The organism is Microbacterium jepli (genome assembly GCF_047237905.1).
Classification (GTDB): domain Bacteria; phylum Actinomycetota; class Actinomycetes; order Actinomycetales; family Microbacteriaceae; genus Microbacterium.
The window spans coordinates 39,897-56,000 of the sequence record NZ_JBDFLW010000001.1 but is presented as its reverse complement, the minus strand read 5'-3'; the positions used below and the strand labels follow the sequence as shown (position 1 = coordinate 56,000).

Genomic DNA, 16,104 nt, shown 5'->3' with positions numbered 1-16,104 from the left:
GTCTTCGTTCGCGGGTCTTGCCGCACGAATCCTCGCCATTGAAGCATCGCGAGGATGCGATGCGCCGTTGAGGTCGCGACACCCAGGTGCTTGCTGGCGTCCGTCAGTCGAAGTTCGTTCTTCTCACCGAGCAGGAGCAGGAGTTTCAGGGCATTGTCGACCGACTCGATCGGTATTGCGGAGCCGCATCGACTCCGTCGGCTGCTCTATTTCTCTGCACAACAGAAACTGTATCGTTCCTGCCGGCCCTCAGGGCCGCCATCAAGGGCAAGGCGATCCCGTCCAGGTCTATCCGGACGCCGATTCGAGCAGCCGGCCCAGTCGTACACGAACGTCGGAAAGCGACGATCCCGCTGCGATGGACCGGCGGACTTCGACGAGAGCGCGGGGCCAATTCAGTACCACTGCCCCGTCGAATGACAGACCATTCTGAGAGTACAGAGACGCGATCCGGTCGGGTGTTCGAGGGTCCGTCACCATCTCGGGGTTGACTGCCGTCGTGCGACCGACGATGTGCAGCTTCCAGTTGAACTGGTCACTCCAGACATACTCGACAGGCAGATATGAGCGTCGGTCGTCGGGATGAGCGATGTTGTGCGCGACACAGCGCGCCTGGTCGACCGCATTCGTCCAGTGCTCAAGACGGGTGAGATCGCCGCGAACCGGATGCCGCCACCGCGCAACATCGCCGATCGCATGGATTTCCGGGGCGCCGAGTGCCGTGAGGAATTCGTCGCAGACGAGACCGTCGTCGATCTCGAGCCCTGAGTCCTCGAGCCATTCGACGTTCGGCACTGCCCCGATGCCGATGACGACGACATCACCGTGGAGCTCGGAACCGTCATCCAGGAGCACGCGGAAGTCTCCCTTCGCACCGTCGATCTGCGCGACCGTCCGTCCGAGAACCGCATGTACGCCATGCCGGGAGTGCTTCTGCGAGAAGAGGGCGCCAATCTCGTCACCGAGCCGGCGTGACATCAGGTCGCGTGTCGCCGAGACCAGGGTGACATCGACTCCGAGCCCAAGAGCGGTCGCGGCGACCTCGGCGCCGATGAAGCCCGCTCCGATGACGATGATCCTGCGATCGGGAACTAGCTCGGCGCGCAGCCGGTCTGCGTCGTCGAGTGTCCGCAGCACATGGATTCCCTCGCCTTCACCCCACGGCGACGGCCGCGCGCGGACGCCGGTCGCCACCACGAGGTCATCGAAGCCGACCCGCCGTCCATTCGCCAGCCGGAGCTCCGACAACGCACGGTCCAGACCTACCGCCGGCACACCGAGACGAAGGTCGATGTTAAGCTCGAGCGCCTCCGCCGCCGTGAGGAGCGTGACCTCGGCTGCACCTGCACCGACGAGGTATCCCTTCGACAGCGGCGGCTTGTCGTAGGGCAGCACGGGCTCGGAGCCGATGAGCACAACGTCTCCGCGATACCCCTCTGCCCGAAGCGCCTGCGCGGCCCGTACCCCCGCGATCGACGCACCGACAATCGCTGTCGTCATTCGTCTTCCACCCGGAGCGCGGAAACCGGGCAGCTGTTCGCCGCCTCGGTGACCCGTTTCCGGTCGGCCTCGTCGACCTCTGTTCTGAGCAGGATCACGACGCCGTCGTCATCGAGATCGAAATAGTCTCCCGCGGCCATGATGCAGTTGGCGTAGCCCTGACAGAGCCCGAGATCCGCTTTCACGACAGGCATGTGTCACTCCTCTCCTGCTTCTTCAGGCGTTATCTCAGGGAACATCGGTGCGAACGGTTGGGCGATCATGGCGGAGAACGTCGCCGTAGTCTGCCAGGTCAGCGCCTCGAGCTCGAGCGGATCGAGAGCGACCCACTGCCCGGATCGCGGCGACTCGATCAGGAGCCGGGAGCCGTTGCGTGTCTCCACGCGAGATACCCGGATCTCCGAGAACTCATTGGCGATCGAGATCGGAGCCCCTACCCGCTGGTCTTCGAGCCGCTGACGTTCGTCTGCTGCTGCGATGGCCGCGATGCGGTCGTCCTCTTCGCCTTCCCATTCGAGTTTCATAGGAAGATCGCCAGATTCTGTGTGCGCAAGACCGACTCGTCGACCGTGATGGTTCGGCGTGCGAGCTGCAACCCGCCGCCGACACGTCGCAGAACGTCTTCGCGGCCGGCCGAGATCACCGCGGGCTCGTGCACGTCGCCGCGACTGCGGAAAAGAAGCACCGCAGAATCGACGACGACCTCGCCCGGGACGTCGCTCTCGAAGGTGCGCACGTTCGTGACGAAGTGACGGAGCCGGGAGGGCGGATCCTCTGTCCAGGCGTGTTCCGTGAGGAAGCGGGCGACCCGCCGGCTCAGGGAGTACTTGTTCTCGTCCCAATGCGCCATGCCCGGAGACGTCGAGTACCCGGCGCCGAGCGCGGTAGTGACCTGCACGGGCATGATGTAGTGCACATCGTCGGCGATGAGGTCGAGCCAGTCCTCGTACCGCTGCTCGTCGAGGATGTATGCCTCTTCGACGAGCCACCTGTGCGTCTCCAGATGCAGGCCGTCCGAGAACGACAACGAACTCCCCACCCGCGTGGCTTTGGTCGTATGTGCTCCGAGCGGCGACTCTTTCAGTCGAACCCAGCGCGCCTCGGTCATGACAGCCCCTCCGGCATCCCCACCGACGAGATGATCAGCGCGGTCGGCTCCGTCTCGAGGTAGTCCGCCCAGCGCTCGAGCAGATGCCGCTGGTTGTACTCTCCGTAACCGACGTGGGCCACGCCCGGGCCAGAGAACGCGTCCGGTCCGAGCGGCTCCACGACGAATCTGCCGTCTTTCAGCACGCCCATCCGGCTGTTCAGCAGCAAGCGCCGCGCCATATTCCCTTTCGCGGTGTTCGTAAGGGACACCCAGTTCTCCACATCGTCCTGCTCGAACATCCCCGTGCTGCCGAAGCACATCAGGTACGCCTTGTACGACAGAGCCTTGAACTCCTCCGGTGCCGCTGCGTCGACGGCGAACCAGGAAAGCACCTCGGTCTCGTTCTCGCTGATCGGCTGCCAGGTACGGATCGAGATGAACGGGAGCACGTCGTCGCCGTCTTCCACCTTCGGCCAGTTGTGCACGAAGCTCATGTTCGGGAAGATCGAGGCCGCCGAGATCATGAAGCCGTTCTCGCCGATCACATTGAGCTGGTCCTGGGACCAGACCTCCTTCATCCGGTCGATCATCTCGTCGGGGTAGCCCACGTAGCGCAGCCGCTCCTCGAGCGTTCCCTCCGGAAGCTTGTAGGTCGTGCCTCCGCCGTTGCCCGCCCAGTACGTGTTGCCGTCTTTACGCTTCTCCGCCTTCGGTTCGCGGAAGAGGCCGATCTCGACCACCGAGGTGTGGGTCTGTGGCGTGTGGTACATGTCGCCGGCGAAGTTCTCTGCGCCGATCTTCCAGTTCGCCTTCACCCGCCAGCGCTGCGGGCCGCGGAGCTCGATGCCCGAGGAGCTCTGCTTCGTGTAGTAGTCGAGATAGAAAGCGAAATCGCCGAGGTAGTCGATCAGCGGTGGCGCATCCGGATCCATGCTGATGAAGATCAACCCGTTGTAGCTGTCGAGGCTCGGCGCCGGAAGCAGGCGGGCTCCCTTGCGATTGAAGCCAGCCTCGCCACCGTACGCCTCTTCGTGGAACGGCAGCCCCACGATTCGTCCGTCGTTGCGGTACGACCAGCCGTGATACGGGCAGCGGAAGTGCGAGGCGTTGCCCATTTCCGCCCGGCACACCTGCATTCCTCGGTGCAGGCACATGTTGAACATCGCCTTGACGGAGCCACTCTCGTCGCGCACCACGATGAACGAGTCGTCGAGCACTCGCCGCACCACGTAGTCGCCGGGCTGAGGGATCTCTGATTCGTGACCCACGAAGATCCACGCGCGACTGAACAAGCGCTCCCGCTCGAGCCCTGTGCGTCAGGATGGGGTGAGACACCAGCACTGCTGACCTTCGCACTGCACGGGGCGAGAACGGACCAATACTGAGATGACGATGACGGTTGCTGACGTCGGCACCGATGATGGGGCTATGGCTCCTCGTGCTGACCGGCCCAAGAGGCGGACGTTCACCGCCGAGTTCAAAGCGGCGATCCTGGCCGAGTACGACGCCGCGGACCGCTCTGGGCGTGGGGAGATCCTGCGCCGGGAGGGCCTGTACACCTCCCACATCATCGAGTGGCGCAAGGCCGCGGCCGCCGGCTCGCTGTCCGGGCTGGGCAGCAAGCCGCGGGACCGGCGCGAGCGGGAGCTGCAGGCGCTACGGGCCCGGGCGGAGAAGGCCGAGGCCGAGCTGGCCAAGACCAGGGCGGCGCTGGACCTGATGGGAAAAGCACACGCGCTCTTGGAGACGCTCTCCGAGAGCGCGGACAAGCCGCCGCGGTCGCCGCGGTGATCAACCCGGCCGTCGACGGGCTGGCCGAGCACGTCGGCACCGCGGCTGCGTGCGCGCTGCTGGGTCGCTCCCGCGCCAGTCACTACCGGGCCAAGAACCCGCCACCGCCACGTCCACGGACACCGCGGCCGGCACCGGCGAACAAGCTGTCCGCCGCCGAGCGGGCCCACGTGCTGGCCGTGTTGACCAGCCAGCGGTTCGCGGACAAGTCGGTCGCCCAGGTCTGGGCCACGCTGCTGGACGAGGGCACCTACCTGTGCTCGATGTCCACGATGCACCGGATCCTGCGCGAGCACGACATGGCCGGGGAACGGCGCCGGCAGGCGAGCCACCCGCCCCGGACCCGGCCCGAGCTCGTCGCGACGGCGCCGGGGCAGGTGTGGAGTTGGGACATCACAAAGCTCAAGGGGCCGGAGCGGGGCGTGTACTACGACCTGTACGTCGTGCTCGACATCTTCTCCAGGTTCGTCGTGGGCTGGACCATCGCGGCCCGCGAGGACGCCGAGATCGCCAAGAACCTGCTCGAGCACGCCATGGGCATCCATGGCGTGCCGGAGGCGATCCACGCCGACCGCGGGACCTCGATGACCTCCAAACCGGTCGCTCAGCTGCTCGTCGACCTCGGGGTGGCCAGGTCGCACTCCCGCCCGCACGTGTCGAACGACAACCCTTACAGCGAGGCGGCGTTCAAGACGCTGAAGTACGCCCCGGTCTTCCCCGAGCGCTTCGGGTCCCTGGCCGACGCCGGCGCGTTCGCCGAGCAGTTCTTCGCCTACTACAACCACGAGCACCGCCACTGCGGGATCGGGCTGCACACCCCCGCCAGCGTCCACTTCGGCACCGCCGGGCAGGTCCGCGCCCAGCGCCAGGCCACCCTGGACGCGGCCTACGCCGCCCGTCCCGAGCGCTTCGGCCACCGCCGACCCCAGGCGCCCAAGCTGCCCGAGGCCGCCTGGATCAACCAGCCCTCACAGGAGGCCCTCATACAGACCGCCTGACGGAATCTGTCTCACCCGCCTTGACACTTTCCGCTTCGATTACAGCCCGATCACGGAGCGACCGACGATTTCGTGGCCGAATGGGGCCCGAGTGGCGTTCTATGTCGGGCTGAACATCGAGCACTATCAGATCGACAAGCCCTCCACGAGCATCTTCGGCGGTACCGCGATGCTGCAGCCGGATCCTTCGGGAGCTGGGGTATGACTACGTCCTGGACTGGACGAACGACGATCAGCCGTATCCGCTGAACGTCGACGGGATGTTCAGCGTTCCCTACACGATAGAACTCAACGATGTGACGATGTTCGTGAGTAAGAGCTATACCGGCCCGCAGTTCCTGGAAGCGGTGATCGACCAGTTCGATCAGCTCTATTCAGACTCCGAGCACTCGGGTCGCGTCATGTCGCTGCCGTTGCACCCGTTCATCGTCGGCCAGCCGTTCCGCCACCGCTACCTTGATCGGGCCCTCGAGCACATCACGTCTCACGATGGTGTCTGGGTGACGACGAGCGATGCCATCGCGGCGCACTATCAGTCGACGGGGAACAGGAGAGCCGATTCGTGACGAATACGGAGCTGATCGATGAGTACGCACGGCTGCGCGACGAGTTCAAGGCCAAGGGATTGGGCGGCCGGATCGGCTACGGCGAGAAGCCGGCGCTGCTGATCGTCGACTTGATCACCGGATTCACGGACAGCCGTTCGCCCCTGTCAGGCGAACTGGAGTCACAGCTGGCCGCCACCAATGCCTTACTCGTCCCCGCCCGTGAACTCGAGATCCCCATCTTCTTCTCGACGGTCGCGTACGACACCGAATTGCAGGAGGCGGGGCTCTGGATCAAGAAGATCCCGTCCAACCACCTGTTGGTGGAGGGCAGCGAATGGGTGGAGGTCGACAGCAGGCTGGGCCAGCTGCCCCACGAGATGACCCTGGTGAAGAAGTACGCATCCTGCTTCTTCGGAACTGATCTCGCCGCACGCTTGATCTCACGGGGTGTCGACACCATCATCATCGTCGGCTGCACCACCAGTGGGTGCGTGCGCGCCTCGGCGGTTGACGCCTGCTCCTACGGCTTCCACACCATCGTCGTCGAAGAGGCAGTCGGCGACCGGGCAGCCCTTCCGCACCTGGCCAGCCTCTTTGACATCGACGCGAAGTACGGCGATGTCGTCAGCCTCGACGACGCACGTGCTTACCTGCGGGGGCTTGCGCAACAGAACGATTGACTGCAGTAACGCCGTGGGGCCAACTTCCTCTGTGCGGAATATTGAACCGGCGTGCAGGCCGAGATCCCGCAGATGCTGGCGCAGGGCGGCGGATCCATCATCAACACCGCCTCGTCCCTCGGGCAGGTCGCCATCGCCCACCAGTCCGCCTACGTCACGTCGAAGCACGGCGTCATCGGCCTCACCCGAGCCGCCGCGGTGGAGTACTCCGACAAAGGCATCCGCGTGAACGCAGTGCTGCCCGGGGTGATCCAGACGCCAATGATAGACGCGCTGGAGGAGACCTACCCCGGCTTCAAGGACGCGCTGCTGACGAAGCACCCGATCGGCCGACTCGGCACGCCGCACGACATCGCCGAGATGGTCGCGTGGCTCGGTTCCGACGCGGCCGCCTTCGCGACCGGCGCGCAGTTCGCCGTCGACGGCGGGTACCTCGCGATTTAGACGAGGTGGCCACGACGGACGGGAGGCACGGTGTCAGCTGACACCGTGCCTCACGTCCGTCACCGGTCGCGCCGCGACCCGCGTGTCAGCCGTTCTTCGCGGCCAGTCGGTCCGTCTCGCTGTCGTTCCGCCACCCGGCGGTCGCGCCGCCGTCGACGCTGTAGTTCTGTCCGGTCACCCAAGAGGACTCGTCGGAGGCCAGGTAGAGCGGCATGTACGCGATGTCCTCGCCCGTGCCGGGGCGTTGAATGAGCGCGTTGCCGACCTGCCAGGCCTTGCCCTCCGCATCCACCGCCTTGTCCGTCGCCGGGGTGCTGACGAAGCCAGGCGAGATCGAGTTCGCGCGGACGCCGTAGCGGGCGCCCTCCGCAGCGAGCGACTTCGTCATCGCGATGACGCCGCCCTTCGCGGTGGTGTGCGCGACCTGGCGAGCGGCTCGATCCCGCGACCTTCGCGATCGACGGAAAGCAACTCGAGATCGATCTCGAGTTCGAGGCCTGGGCCAAGAGCGCGCGCCGCATCGGCGCAGCCACCCGGCGTCCGGCGAGGACGTCGCGGGGCGGACGGGCCGATCTCAACACGGTGCGTGAATGGGCCAGTCAGAACGGACACCAGGTCAGCGATCGCGGCAGGGTTCCCGCGTCCATCCTCGAGGCGTACGACGCGGCGCACTGACGCGGTCACTCCTGGGCTGAGCCGCGCGCTGCGCGCCAGTGCTCCGTGACGGGATAACCGGAGCGCACGTGCGCGCGCACGTGGACCTCCCCCGAAGGGGATCCGCTGCCGCCCGGCTCCGGCGGCGGAGGGTTCTGTGTCCAGCCTGAGCCAGGGACCCAGACCGTCCCCGGTTGCACGGGCGCGTCGGCGAGCGCGGGATCGATCAGCTGACGCGCGAGAGCCACGGCCTCACCCAGATCGGTGATCCCGCCGGCTGAGGGCGTGCCGGCCGCGAGCACCCGGTAGGGACCGTCCCAACCGTCCGGGACCGTGAACGTAGTGAACGAGTCGAGCTTTGACAGTGCACGCTTCGCGTCGATGGCCATCTGCAGCTCGCGCAGGTCGACGCGCTGCGTGCGTGCAATGGTGACGATGTCCACCAGGTCTTTCGCGCGGCTGCTGGGGCGGCCGTTGTAGGTGCTCATCGTCGCAGTGACCTTCTCCGCGACCTGATCGGAGATCGGGAACAGCCGGTAGGGGTGCGACGGGACCGGCCGCCCCAGCTGCAGCCGCGTCGACGGCTCGATCGTCTCGACGCGGCCGACCGGGGGAGGGCCGACGACCACGTCGATGGGGATGTCGGAGATCCTCCGGCCGGTGTTCGCGTCCAGACATGTGAACACCAGGCGCCGGGTCGCGACACCCGGCTGGTTCTCTCCTCGCCCGGTCGCACGGGCACGGGTGAGCTGGAACCGCACATGGTCGCCGAGATCACGCGCGGCTGCCTGCTCGAGCGCCTGCTGCGCGGCATCCAGATCGGCGGCGCCGGTCGAGGCCAGATCCAGGTCTTTCGTCGACCGTGACTTCGGCACCCGGGCGAGCATCGCCGTGCCGCCCTTGAGCAGCCACTCGGACTCTTCCCCCTCCGCAAAGACCCGGCTGAGGAAACGATCGTGCTGTGCCTGCACGATCTGCGCATTCACATCCAGCGCGCTCGCGCCGTCACCGGCTGCCTTCGTCGCGGCCGCCTTGATCGCCTGCGCAAGCCCCGTCCAGTCTTTGTAGCCGTCGGGCTCAGGCATCGGCCGGCACCACCGCGTCGACGCCCGCAAGAGCGAGCAGATCAGCCGCGAGCGCGGCACCCGAGGGGTACTTGTTGGGCTTGGCCAGCGGCTCCAGATACTCGGTCAGGCGGGCGGGGGAGAGCAGCTTTCCCGCGTCCGCGGCGTCGGCGAGCGCATCGGCGACGAGGGAGCGGTCGACCCACTGCTCGATCAGGTCGGCGATCGTGCGCTCGACGCTCATGGTCGGCATCCCGTCGACGGAGACCACCTCGGTGGGCGCGAGCTCGCGGGTGCGGAGCCGCACCCCGTCCAGGCGGGTACCGCGGCGGGTGGGAACGACGAACTCGAGTGGCCCGGGGAACCAGTCGCCGATGCCATGCAGCTGCGCGGCCGTCTGGCCTGCGGCGACGACGGGCGGGACGCCGGTGTCTGTGCGGGGACGGTCGGCGCCGCCGAGGGCGAGCCAGGTCGCGAGGATCGCCTCCTGCTCGTGCTCTGGCGCGCCGGCGAGGCGGTAGACGCCGCGCGCGACGCGGATGAGCGCGCCGCTGTTGGCGAGGCGCGTCAGGGTCGGGCGCGCCACGCCAGCCTCGAGCGCCTGGGCGGTGGTCACCAGGCCCCAACGCTGTGACGCGAGCTCGCCCAGACGAGCGAAAGTTGATCCTGCCATGCGCACAGTGTAGCGAGAAACCGCAACAAACGTTGTAGCTCGTTCAGATTGTCGACTTCGAGCCTCTGGGGCCACCCCTTAGCAGTGAGGGGGTTCCAAACCCTCGGGAACGGGTTATATTCGGGAATATAACCATCTGTGAGGAGGAGAAGATGCGGACCCACACCTGCCCGCCGGACCACAAGCACGGGCTGACCTCCACCTGCTACGTCGTCCACCTCTGCGGGTGCCGCGCCTGCATGGACGGCAACGCGCGCCGCCGCCGCGACCGCTACCGTCTCCTGGCCTACGGGCGATACCAGGACGCGCACCAACCCATCGAGCCGATCCGGCAGCACCTGCAGGCACTGGTCGACACCGGGATGATCCCCGAACGGATCGCCATCAGCGCCGGCGTCGGCGGCGCCACGGTCCGTCGCCTGCTCAACAGCGAGACGGCACGGTTCGTCACCGGCGCCACCGCCCGCAAACTCCTCGCAGTCACCCCCGACAGCAGCACTCTCGCCGCGCAGGGCCGAGTCAACGGCCGCGGCACCCGCCGGCGCCTCCAGGCTCTGGCCGCGATCGGATGGAACCACCACGAGATCGCACGCCGACTCGGCTACCCGCGCTGGAAGGTCAACAAGGCACTCGAAGGCGCCTACGTGGACATCCGTGTCCACGACGACATCGCCGCGCTCTACGACGAGCTCTGGGACCAGCAGCCCCCCACCCACACCCGAGCGCAGCGGGTCGGCCGCTCCTACGCACTCACGGTCGCACGCCGGCACGGCTGGCTGCCGCCGCTGGCCTGGGACGACATCGACACCGACCCGGCACCGCCCACAGCCGGGCAGGAACCCCTGCTCGACGAGATCGCGATCGAGCTCGCTCTCGCCGGCCAGAACGTCCGCCTCACCCGAGACGAGCGCCTCGAAGCCACCCGACGCGGGACCGAACGCGGACTCAGCCTCACCCAGCTCAGCGACCTGCTCGGCGTCGACGTCCGCACCATCGACCGCGACCGTGACGACCTCGGACTCCGGCAGGCCGCCTGATGAGCAAGACGCTCGACATCCTCGAAGCCGCCCTGCACGGCACCACCGCCGGCTACCTGGCCGGATGCCGCAGCAAGGGAGGATGCCCGAACCACGGCAACCGCCAGCTGCTCACCTGCACCGAAGCGGCCCGCGCCCGCCGCCACTACTTCTCGCTCGCCTCGCTCGAGGAGACCGAGCCGATCACCCGGCAGATGCTCCGCGACGCCAAGAACAGCCCCTTCGCACCGAAAGAAGCCGCAGATGTCTGACCAGCCGAACACCTTCACCATCGACTCCACCAAAGAGGGAGAGTGGCTGCGGGTCGTCCGCGCGCTCGGCGGCCATCGCTGGGCCCTGTCGCTGCGCTTCAACCCCCTCCCGCTGACTCAGCGAGGCGCCCGGCACACCCGGCCAACGCGGCAGCCCACACCCCACGCGGCAGCAGGCCACGGGCCGAACGCGAGACTGCACCTGCCCAGCTGCGCGATCTCCCCCCAGCTCGGCAACGGCCGCGGCGCCCACCTCAAGCAGATCCCCCACCTGGGCCGAACCGAGGAGCACTGATGACCGACATCGCCGTGCGCCTCCAGGAAGCCATGACCATCCAGACCGGCACACCCGTCACCGTCCGATGGAGCTTCCGCGAGTTCGCGCTCAACTGCACCCGCCGCGACGGCCGCCCCCTCACCCAACGGATGCACAGGCTCTTCCAGACGCTGCTCAACCGTGAAGCGCTCCGCGAGCTCACTCCAGGAGAAGACCCAACGATGGGATCCCGCGCAACCCTCATCGAGATCATCGACGACCTCGCCGTCAGCGCCGACCACCAAGGCGCCCGCGCGGCCGCGCTCGCCGAGGTCCTCCTCAGTGCCGGCATGTTCCACCTCGGCGACCAGCTCCGCCGCCAGAGCCACGCACTCTCAGAGCTCGACGCCGACGACGAAACCCTCGAGGTCATCGACGAGGCACGCACCCAGATCGCCCGAACCATACTGCTGCTCGACCAAGCCGACACCGCACAGGCAAAGGAGCGCAGATGAACCGACGCACCCGCCGCGCCAGCACAGCCCTCGCCGCGGTCGCAGCTCTCGCGCTCGGCTTCGGCGCCCACCAGCTGGGCATCACCTCCTGGATCGACACATGGACGCGCCCGCAGGCACCCGCCCCGGACCCGACCTACGACTACACCGCGCTCGCCGCAGTCGCGCAGGAGCTGCCGCTGATCGATCCCACCGAGGAGATTCCCGAGTATCGCCGCGCCACGTTCGGCGAGCGCTGGATCGACATCGAGGGAAACGGCTGCGATCAGCGAGACGATCTCCTCGCCGTCCAGCTGCAGGACGTCGTCCGTGACGGTTGCACGGTGCTCTCCGGCGTGCTCGACCCCGATCCGTACACGGGCACACGCATTGAGTTCGAGCACGACCGGATCGCCGCCCCTGGAGCCCCGGGAAGCTCCGGCGTCCAGATCGACCACATCGTCAGCCTTTCGGCGGCGCACGCCGGGGGCGCGTGGGCGTGGACCGAGCAGCAGCGCATTCAGTTCGCCAACTCGTTCGACAACATCGTCGCCGTCGATGGCAACACGAATGCGGCCAAGAACGACCACGGGCCAGCCCTGTGGCTGCCATCGAACGCCGACTACGTGTGCACCTACGTCGCCCGCTACACGGAGATCGTCGACACCTGGCACCTCGCGGTCGACGAAGCCGACCGCGGTGCGCTCGTGGACACGCTCTCAACCTGCGCTGCCCAGCAAGCCAGCGACGAGAGCGGGAGCATGTCGTGAAGCCGCTACGAACCCGCGTGGGATCTCGCCGCGCGCGCCTGACGCTTGGCCGCGCGAGCGCGGTCTACGACCTCGTTCGCATCCGTCGTGTCGACACCGAGGGTGCGCCTGATCACCTCGAGCTCGGCGTCGGTCCAGCGGGTGCGCCCTCGCATCCGCTCACCGAACGTGACGACGTTCAAGCCGAGCAGGTCGATCAGAGCCGCCTGCGTGGGAACCTCGGGCGCCCCCGCCCCGTCCGCGATCGCCGCCCGCAACCGCTCCGCGAAAGCCGCATCGCGCGCCAGTCCCGGCATCAGTCGCGGCCGGCGGCCGCGCTGCGAGGGCGCCCTGCGCGCGCGCTCCTGCGCGAATGCGTCGATCGCGGCCTCGTCGTAGAGCGGGGAGTTGCCTTCTATGGCAACCGGCTCGGGGAGCAGAGGACCCTCCTGGCCGGCTCTGCGCAGCTTGTTGCTGATGGAGCGCATCTTGTAGACCGCGACGACGGACACGCCGAGCTTCTCGGCGACGTCCGCCGTGGTGAGGTGCCGTCCGGTCATCAGCGCTCCTCTCAGCTGGATGAATATAACCACTTTCGCGGTTACGGCGCGCCGCGGCAACCAGACCCAACTTGGTTGGGGATGCTGGGGCGCATGGCTAACAAGGACGCGGACGCCATCCGTGAGGAGCTCCGTCGCATCGGCCAGCAGCTCGCGCAAGCGGACGAGCTGCGCGAACGCCGCGGCAAAGTCGTCGACGAGGCGCGCGCGGCCGAGCTGACCCAGCGAGAGATCGCCCTCCTGCTGGGGATGACCGAGGAAGGGCTGCGGAAGGCGCAGAAGTCCTACCACGGACGCGGGCGCTCTTACGGCGGCCGCCTCGCGTCCTAGCGACCCCGCCAGACCTTCATGGAGCGCCCGTCGACTGCGAAATCTGATTGCAATTTTCAAGCACTCTTGACTAATATAACCTGACGAATGAGGGGGTGAGATGGACGAGCTGAACTACCGACCCAAGCCGTGGACGCCGAAGGACGTGCCCACGATCTGGGTCGACCAGACCACCGGGCAAGGCGTCACCGACGCCGGCACGCCCGTTCGCCCCGTCATCGGCGAGCGCCGCAAGAACCCCAACCTGACGGACCTGCTCGACACGGCTGCCTCGTACGGCGCTAACCGCATCATGCTGACCGGGAAGCGCCCCGAGCCTGCGCCTGGCGTGCGGCACTGGCTGTACGTCCAGACCCCGAACTGGAAGCCCGGAGCCCACTGGGTCAACAACGGCCCGCCCACCGGTCGGTTCGAGCACGCGGTCACCGGCTTCAAGATCGAAGTCCGCACCGCGGAGGAGTGGTTCGGCGACGGGCCGCTGACCCCTGCCCAGGCTCGTCTGGCCTGGAACGTCACCGCGTCGATCATTCGCCACGCCGACGAGAACGCGCGCCTGTTCAACAGCCCTGCCGCCACCGGAACGAACCTGTGGGCGCTGTCGCTGCCGAAGAACATCAACCCCGTGCCGGTCGAAGACGACATCGCCCAGGAGATCCACTTCACCTCGGGCCTGCACCACTACGACCACCTGGTCGCGGGGGAGTCGTTCGCCAAGCACGAGGACTGCGTCCCGCTGATCGACCCGGCCAAGACGAAGAAGATCAGCGAGTTCGCCTACGTCGACGGCCGGTTCATGTTCGCCGGCGTCGGGCGCGAGCTCGGTATCGGCCCCGCGATCCGGCTGAACCAGGCCGCCGCGTACGAGCTGCTCGAGCAAGACCCCTACGCGCGCGCCCGCTTCCACGTGCGGTTCCGCGTCCCTCAGGGCTGGAACCACGTTGGCCTGCTCGGTGTGAAGCACCTGGACGTTCGCGAAGGCTGGTTCTATCCGAACCGGCCCGGAGCGGTGCACGACACCTGGGCCGACGGCAGCGAGATCCACGTCGCCCTCAAGCACGGGTGGGAGATCCGCCCTCACGAGGCCGTGGTGTTCCGCAAGGCCAAGCCTCTAGACACCTTCACCGAGCGCATGACGCGCGCCCGCGAGCGAGTCCAGCTGCAGGACGAGATGCACCCGGACCTGCGCCGCGCTGTGCTCGCCGCGCTGCGGAACATCATGCTGCACTCGATCGGTGCATTCGCCGCCGCGGGCCGCGACGAGACCCGCGTCGCCGCGTCGCCCGATGACGTCCCGCCCGAGTACAGGGCCAAGATGCTGCGACAGGGCAACCTCTGGATCTATCGCATCCCGTCGCGCCCGAACGACCGCACCCGAAGCTTCTACCACCCGGAGCTCGCCGCCCAGGTCTGGGGTCGCGCACGCGCTCGCGTCCTCCACGGCCCCAGCTCCCTCGGCGGCTACACCTCCGGTGCTCTCACGGTCGACCCCTCGACGCTCATCGGCATCCAGGGTGATGCGATCTACACGACCAAGCTGCCGGCGTGGTCCCTGCCGGACCGGTTCATCGGCGGCGGCGACGACGGCAAGACCGGGCGCCTGCGCCTGCAGGGCTACCTCAACGGATCCTTCATCACGCCGGAGACGCTGCGGCAGCGTGACGCGCTGAAAGCACGTGCCGAGCGGGCCGGCATCGCCAAGGCGCTCGAGCAGGCAGAGGAGAAGGGCTGATGGCTGACCAGCAGCGCACCGCCCAAGACCTCATCCGCGATCTGCGGCGCAAGGGCATCAGCACGGCCGAGATCGCCGAGGAGCTGCACCGCTCGCCTCGAATGGTCCGCAAGATCCTCAACGGCGAAACCAGCGGCGCCCTCTACCGCCAGGCGCTCCAGGAGCTCGCTGACACCGGACGCCTCACCCACGTCCCGCCGCGGCGCCGGCGCAAGGACGGCTCGATCGCCCCCGTGCGAGGCAAGGCCGGCGCCAAGCCCGTCATCCCCGAAGACCTCAGCGGCACCTACGTTGAGGGTCGCCAGGGTGGTCGGCTGCGCGTCGACGTGGCATACGCCACCGGGGGCGACCGGTACATCGAGATGCGCATCCCCAAGGGCCGCACCGCGAAGGGCCGCGAGCAGGCGAACGCCGAACTGATCAAGCAGGTCCGCAACGCCGCCAAGGGCCAGTCCCACGACAAGCAGAAGCAGATCACCGCCCACCTGACCTTCTCCAACGGCCGCGTGATGGAGGTCAACTCGTACAACGCCTCGACGATGCTCAAGCGCATCCACGAGAACGGCGGCGACGCCCTCGGCTGGTTCCGCGAAGAGTCGAAGAACCGATACGTGAACCTCGACACCAGCCGCGACACCATCACCGGCGTCACCCTCAACGTCGTCAGCACGGCCAAGACGACCGAGTACCAGAGGCAGGCCGAGCGCGGCCGCACTCGCCGCCCCCGCTCGCTGTCGCCGGCGGAGCTCATCAGCATGGAAGAGAAGCGGCGCATCGAGGAGCGCCGCGCTCGCCGCCGTGGAAACCGAGGAGGTGGTCAGTGACCATGGCCGCCCCGAAGAAGCCCACAGCTGCAGCGAAGCCCCGCGCACGCAAGGCCGCGCCCCCCGCTGAGGAAGTCACCAGCGACGTCGACCAGGCAGCGACGTCCGAAGCACCCGCACGCGCACCTCGCGCAAGCCAGAAGCCGGCAGCGGCGAGCGCGACGCCTCCTGAGTCGGCCGAGGCGGAGACGCCACCGCCGGCGAAGAAGAAGCGGGGGCCCTACAACGTCGTCTACGTCCAGAAGAAGCCCGTCTCGATCCGTCTCCCCGACGACGCGCTTGAACTGATGGACTGGGCCAAGCAGGATGCAGCCAGCCGCGGCGACCGCCTCACCAAGGACGAGATCGTCACCGTTGCGCTTCGCGCCTACTGGGGCCGCAAACGGCGCCGCGGGTAATGACCGTCTCCTGAGCTGCTGGCAGGGAAGTCGA

The 16,104-nt window shown here is 67.6% G+C and carries 23 protein-coding genes and 1 pseudogene; 14 read left to right on the top strand and 10 right to left on the bottom strand.

Translation table 11 applies throughout. From position 1 onward, the window contains the following. Positions 1-23 precede the first annotated feature (23 nt). From ABC304_RS00345 to ABC304_RS00320, 6 genes and pseudogenes are all read right to left on the bottom strand, one after another. Positions 24-170 (bottom strand): annotated as a pseudogene (locus ABC304_RS00345) (helix-turn-helix domain-containing protein); the annotation flags it as partial. Positions 171-288: 118 nt separating this feature from the next. Next, positions 289-1,500, bottom strand: a complete 1,212-nt coding sequence (locus ABC304_RS00340) for an NAD(P)/FAD-dependent oxidoreductase (RefSeq protein WP_005054949.1) — start codon at positions 1,498-1,500, stop codon at positions 289-291. Then, positions 1,497-1,694 carry a ferredoxin gene (locus ABC304_RS00335; RefSeq protein WP_005054951.1) on the bottom strand — a complete coding sequence of 66 codons (198 nt, stop codon included), beginning with the start codon at positions 1,692-1,694 and terminating at the stop codon, positions 1,497-1,499. Before ABC304_RS00335 ends, ABC304_RS00340 begins: the two co-directional genes overlap by 4 nt. A 3-nt stretch (positions 1,695-1,697) precedes the next feature. Continuing rightward, complete coding sequence (locus ABC304_RS00330; RefSeq protein ID WP_005054953.1) at positions 1,698-2,024, bottom strand: hypothetical protein; 327 nt, start codon at positions 2,022-2,024, stop codon at positions 1,698-1,700. Next, positions 2,021-2,527, bottom strand: coding sequence for a 3-phenylpropionate/cinnamic acid dioxygenase subunit beta (locus ABC304_RS00325; protein WP_231868223.1), 507 nt, complete (start codon positions 2,525-2,527; stop codon positions 2,021-2,023). Before ABC304_RS00325 ends, ABC304_RS00330 begins: the two co-directional genes overlap by 4 nt. Before the next feature lie 77 nt (positions 2,528-2,604). Further along, complete coding sequence (locus ABC304_RS00320; protein WP_005054956.1) at positions 2,605-3,858, bottom strand: aromatic ring-hydroxylating dioxygenase subunit alpha; 1,254 nt, start codon at positions 3,856-3,858, stop codon at positions 2,605-2,607. Positions 3,859-3,982: 124 nt separating this feature from the next. Between ABC304_RS00320 and ABC304_RS00315 the strand changes: the two genes are divergently transcribed. The 4 genes from ABC304_RS00315 to ABC304_RS00300 all read left to right on the top strand — a co-directional run bounded on the left by ABC304_RS00315 (position 3,983) and on the right by ABC304_RS00300 (position 7,051). Next, positions 3,983-5,379, top strand: a protein-coding gene (locus ABC304_RS00315) for an IS3 family transposase (protein ID WP_370428832.1) whose coding sequence is annotated in 2 segments (ribosomal slippage) — positions 3,983-4,319 and positions 4,319-5,379 — 1,398 coding nt in all. Because the reading frame shifts where the segments join, the coding sequence is not laid out codon by codon here. A 260-nt stretch (positions 5,380-5,639) separates the two neighbouring features. Beyond that, positions 5,640-5,945: a polysaccharide deacetylase family protein gene (locus tag ABC304_RS00310; protein ID WP_005050797.1), complete on the top strand. Its 306-nt coding sequence runs from the start codon at positions 5,640-5,642 to the stop codon at positions 5,943-5,945. Continuing rightward, positions 5,942-6,607 (top strand): N-carbamoylsarcosine amidohydrolase, encoded by a 666-nt coding sequence (locus tag ABC304_RS00305; protein WP_005050795.1) that lies wholly within the window; start codon positions 5,942-5,944, stop codon positions 6,605-6,607. The genes ABC304_RS00310 and ABC304_RS00305 overlap by 4 nt, the downstream gene beginning before the upstream one ends. 51 nt (positions 6,608-6,658) lie before the next feature. After that, positions 6,659-7,051: an SDR family oxidoreductase gene (locus ABC304_RS00300; RefSeq protein ID WP_005050794.1), complete on the top strand. Its 393-nt coding sequence runs from the start codon at positions 6,659-6,661 to the stop codon at positions 7,049-7,051. An 85-nt stretch (positions 7,052-7,136) separates the two neighbouring features. Here the strand turns inward: ABC304_RS00300 and ABC304_RS00295 are convergent, their stop codons facing one another. After that, the gene (locus tag ABC304_RS00295; RefSeq protein WP_082157159.1) at positions 7,137-7,580 is read right to left on the bottom strand and encodes an SDR family NAD(P)-dependent oxidoreductase; all 444 of its coding nucleotides are present in this window, start codon (positions 7,578-7,580) and stop codon (positions 7,137-7,139) included. Here ABC304_RS00295 and ABC304_RS00290 point away from each other — a divergent pair. Next, positions 7,508-7,726: an Lsr2 family DNA-binding protein gene (locus ABC304_RS00290; protein ID WP_082157160.1), complete on the top strand. Its 219-nt coding sequence runs from the start codon at positions 7,508-7,510 to the stop codon at positions 7,724-7,726. The two genes, ABC304_RS00295 and ABC304_RS00290, sit on opposite strands and share 73 nt — an antisense overlap. 5 nt (positions 7,727-7,731) lie before the next feature. Here the strand turns inward: ABC304_RS00290 and ABC304_RS00285 are convergent, their stop codons facing one another. Together ABC304_RS00285 and ABC304_RS00280 are read right to left on the bottom strand one after the other, a co-directional pair. Then, a complete protein-coding gene (locus ABC304_RS00285; RefSeq protein ID WP_005050776.1) occupies positions 7,732-8,790 on the bottom strand; it encodes a nucleotidyl transferase AbiEii/AbiGii toxin family protein in 1,059 nt (352 codons plus the stop codon). Beyond that, complete coding sequence (locus tag ABC304_RS00280) at positions 8,783-9,442, bottom strand: type IV toxin-antitoxin system AbiEi family antitoxin domain-containing protein (protein ID WP_005050774.1); 660 nt, start codon at positions 9,440-9,442, stop codon at positions 8,783-8,785. Before ABC304_RS00280 ends, ABC304_RS00285 begins: the two co-directional genes overlap by 8 nt. A 152-nt stretch (positions 9,443-9,594) precedes the next feature. Here ABC304_RS00280 and ABC304_RS00275 point away from each other — a divergent pair, with 152 nt between their 5' ends. From ABC304_RS00275 to ABC304_RS00255, 5 genes are read left to right on the top strand one after another with little or no spacing between them, the layout of a single operon-like run. Continuing rightward, the gene (locus tag ABC304_RS00275; RefSeq protein ID WP_005050771.1) at positions 9,595-10,479 is read left to right on the top strand and encodes a hypothetical protein; all 885 of its coding nucleotides are present in this window, start codon (positions 9,595-9,597) and stop codon (positions 10,477-10,479) included. After that, complete coding sequence (locus ABC304_RS00270) at positions 10,479-10,730, top strand: hypothetical protein (protein ID WP_005050769.1); 252 nt, start codon at positions 10,479-10,481, stop codon at positions 10,728-10,730. The genes ABC304_RS00275 and ABC304_RS00270 overlap by 1 nt, the downstream gene beginning before the upstream one ends. Then, positions 10,723-11,025 (top strand): hypothetical protein, encoded by a 303-nt coding sequence (locus ABC304_RS00265; protein WP_005050767.1) that lies wholly within the window; start codon positions 10,723-10,725, stop codon positions 11,023-11,025. The genes ABC304_RS00270 and ABC304_RS00265 overlap by 8 nt, the downstream gene beginning before the upstream one ends. After that, positions 11,025-11,501 carry a hypothetical protein gene (locus tag ABC304_RS00260; protein ID WP_005050765.1) on the top strand — a complete coding sequence of 159 codons (477 nt, stop codon included), beginning with the start codon at positions 11,025-11,027 and terminating at the stop codon, positions 11,499-11,501. The genes ABC304_RS00265 and ABC304_RS00260 overlap by 1 nt, the downstream gene beginning before the upstream one ends. After that, positions 11,498-12,250 (top strand): HNH endonuclease family protein, encoded by a 753-nt coding sequence (locus ABC304_RS00255; RefSeq protein ID WP_005050763.1) that lies wholly within the window; start codon positions 11,498-11,500, stop codon positions 12,248-12,250. The genes ABC304_RS00260 and ABC304_RS00255 overlap by 4 nt, the downstream gene beginning before the upstream one ends. Positions 12,251-12,255: 5 nt before the next feature. On the opposite strand, the gene ABC304_RS00250 is transcribed toward ABC304_RS00255, so the two are convergent. Beyond that, positions 12,256-12,789 (bottom strand): helix-turn-helix transcriptional regulator, encoded by a 534-nt coding sequence (locus tag ABC304_RS00250; RefSeq protein ID WP_005050761.1) that lies wholly within the window; start codon positions 12,787-12,789, stop codon positions 12,256-12,258. A gap of 93 nt (positions 12,790-12,882) precedes the next feature. Between ABC304_RS00250 and ABC304_RS00245 the strand changes: the two genes are divergently transcribed. The 4 genes from ABC304_RS00245 (at position 12,883) to ABC304_RS00230 (ending at position 16,070) form a co-directional block, all read left to right on the top strand. Continuing rightward, on the top strand, positions 12,883-13,119 hold the full coding sequence (locus ABC304_RS00245; protein ID WP_043340519.1) for a hypothetical protein: 237 nt from the start codon (positions 12,883-12,885) through the stop codon (positions 13,117-13,119). Positions 13,120-13,219: 100 nt separating this feature from the next. Then, complete coding sequence (locus tag ABC304_RS00240) at positions 13,220-14,848, top strand: hypothetical protein (RefSeq protein WP_005050756.1); 1,629 nt, start codon at positions 13,220-13,222, stop codon at positions 14,846-14,848. After that, the gene (locus ABC304_RS00235; RefSeq protein WP_047801722.1) at positions 14,848-15,672 is read left to right on the top strand and encodes a hypothetical protein; all 825 of its coding nucleotides are present in this window, start codon (positions 14,848-14,850) and stop codon (positions 15,670-15,672) included. The genes ABC304_RS00240 and ABC304_RS00235 overlap by 1 nt, the downstream gene beginning before the upstream one ends. After that, the gene (locus ABC304_RS00230; RefSeq protein ID WP_005050751.1) at positions 15,669-16,070 is read left to right on the top strand and encodes a hypothetical protein; all 402 of its coding nucleotides are present in this window, start codon (positions 15,669-15,671) and stop codon (positions 16,068-16,070) included. The genes ABC304_RS00235 and ABC304_RS00230 overlap by 4 nt, the downstream gene beginning before the upstream one ends. Positions 16,071-16,104 lie beyond the last annotated feature (34 nt).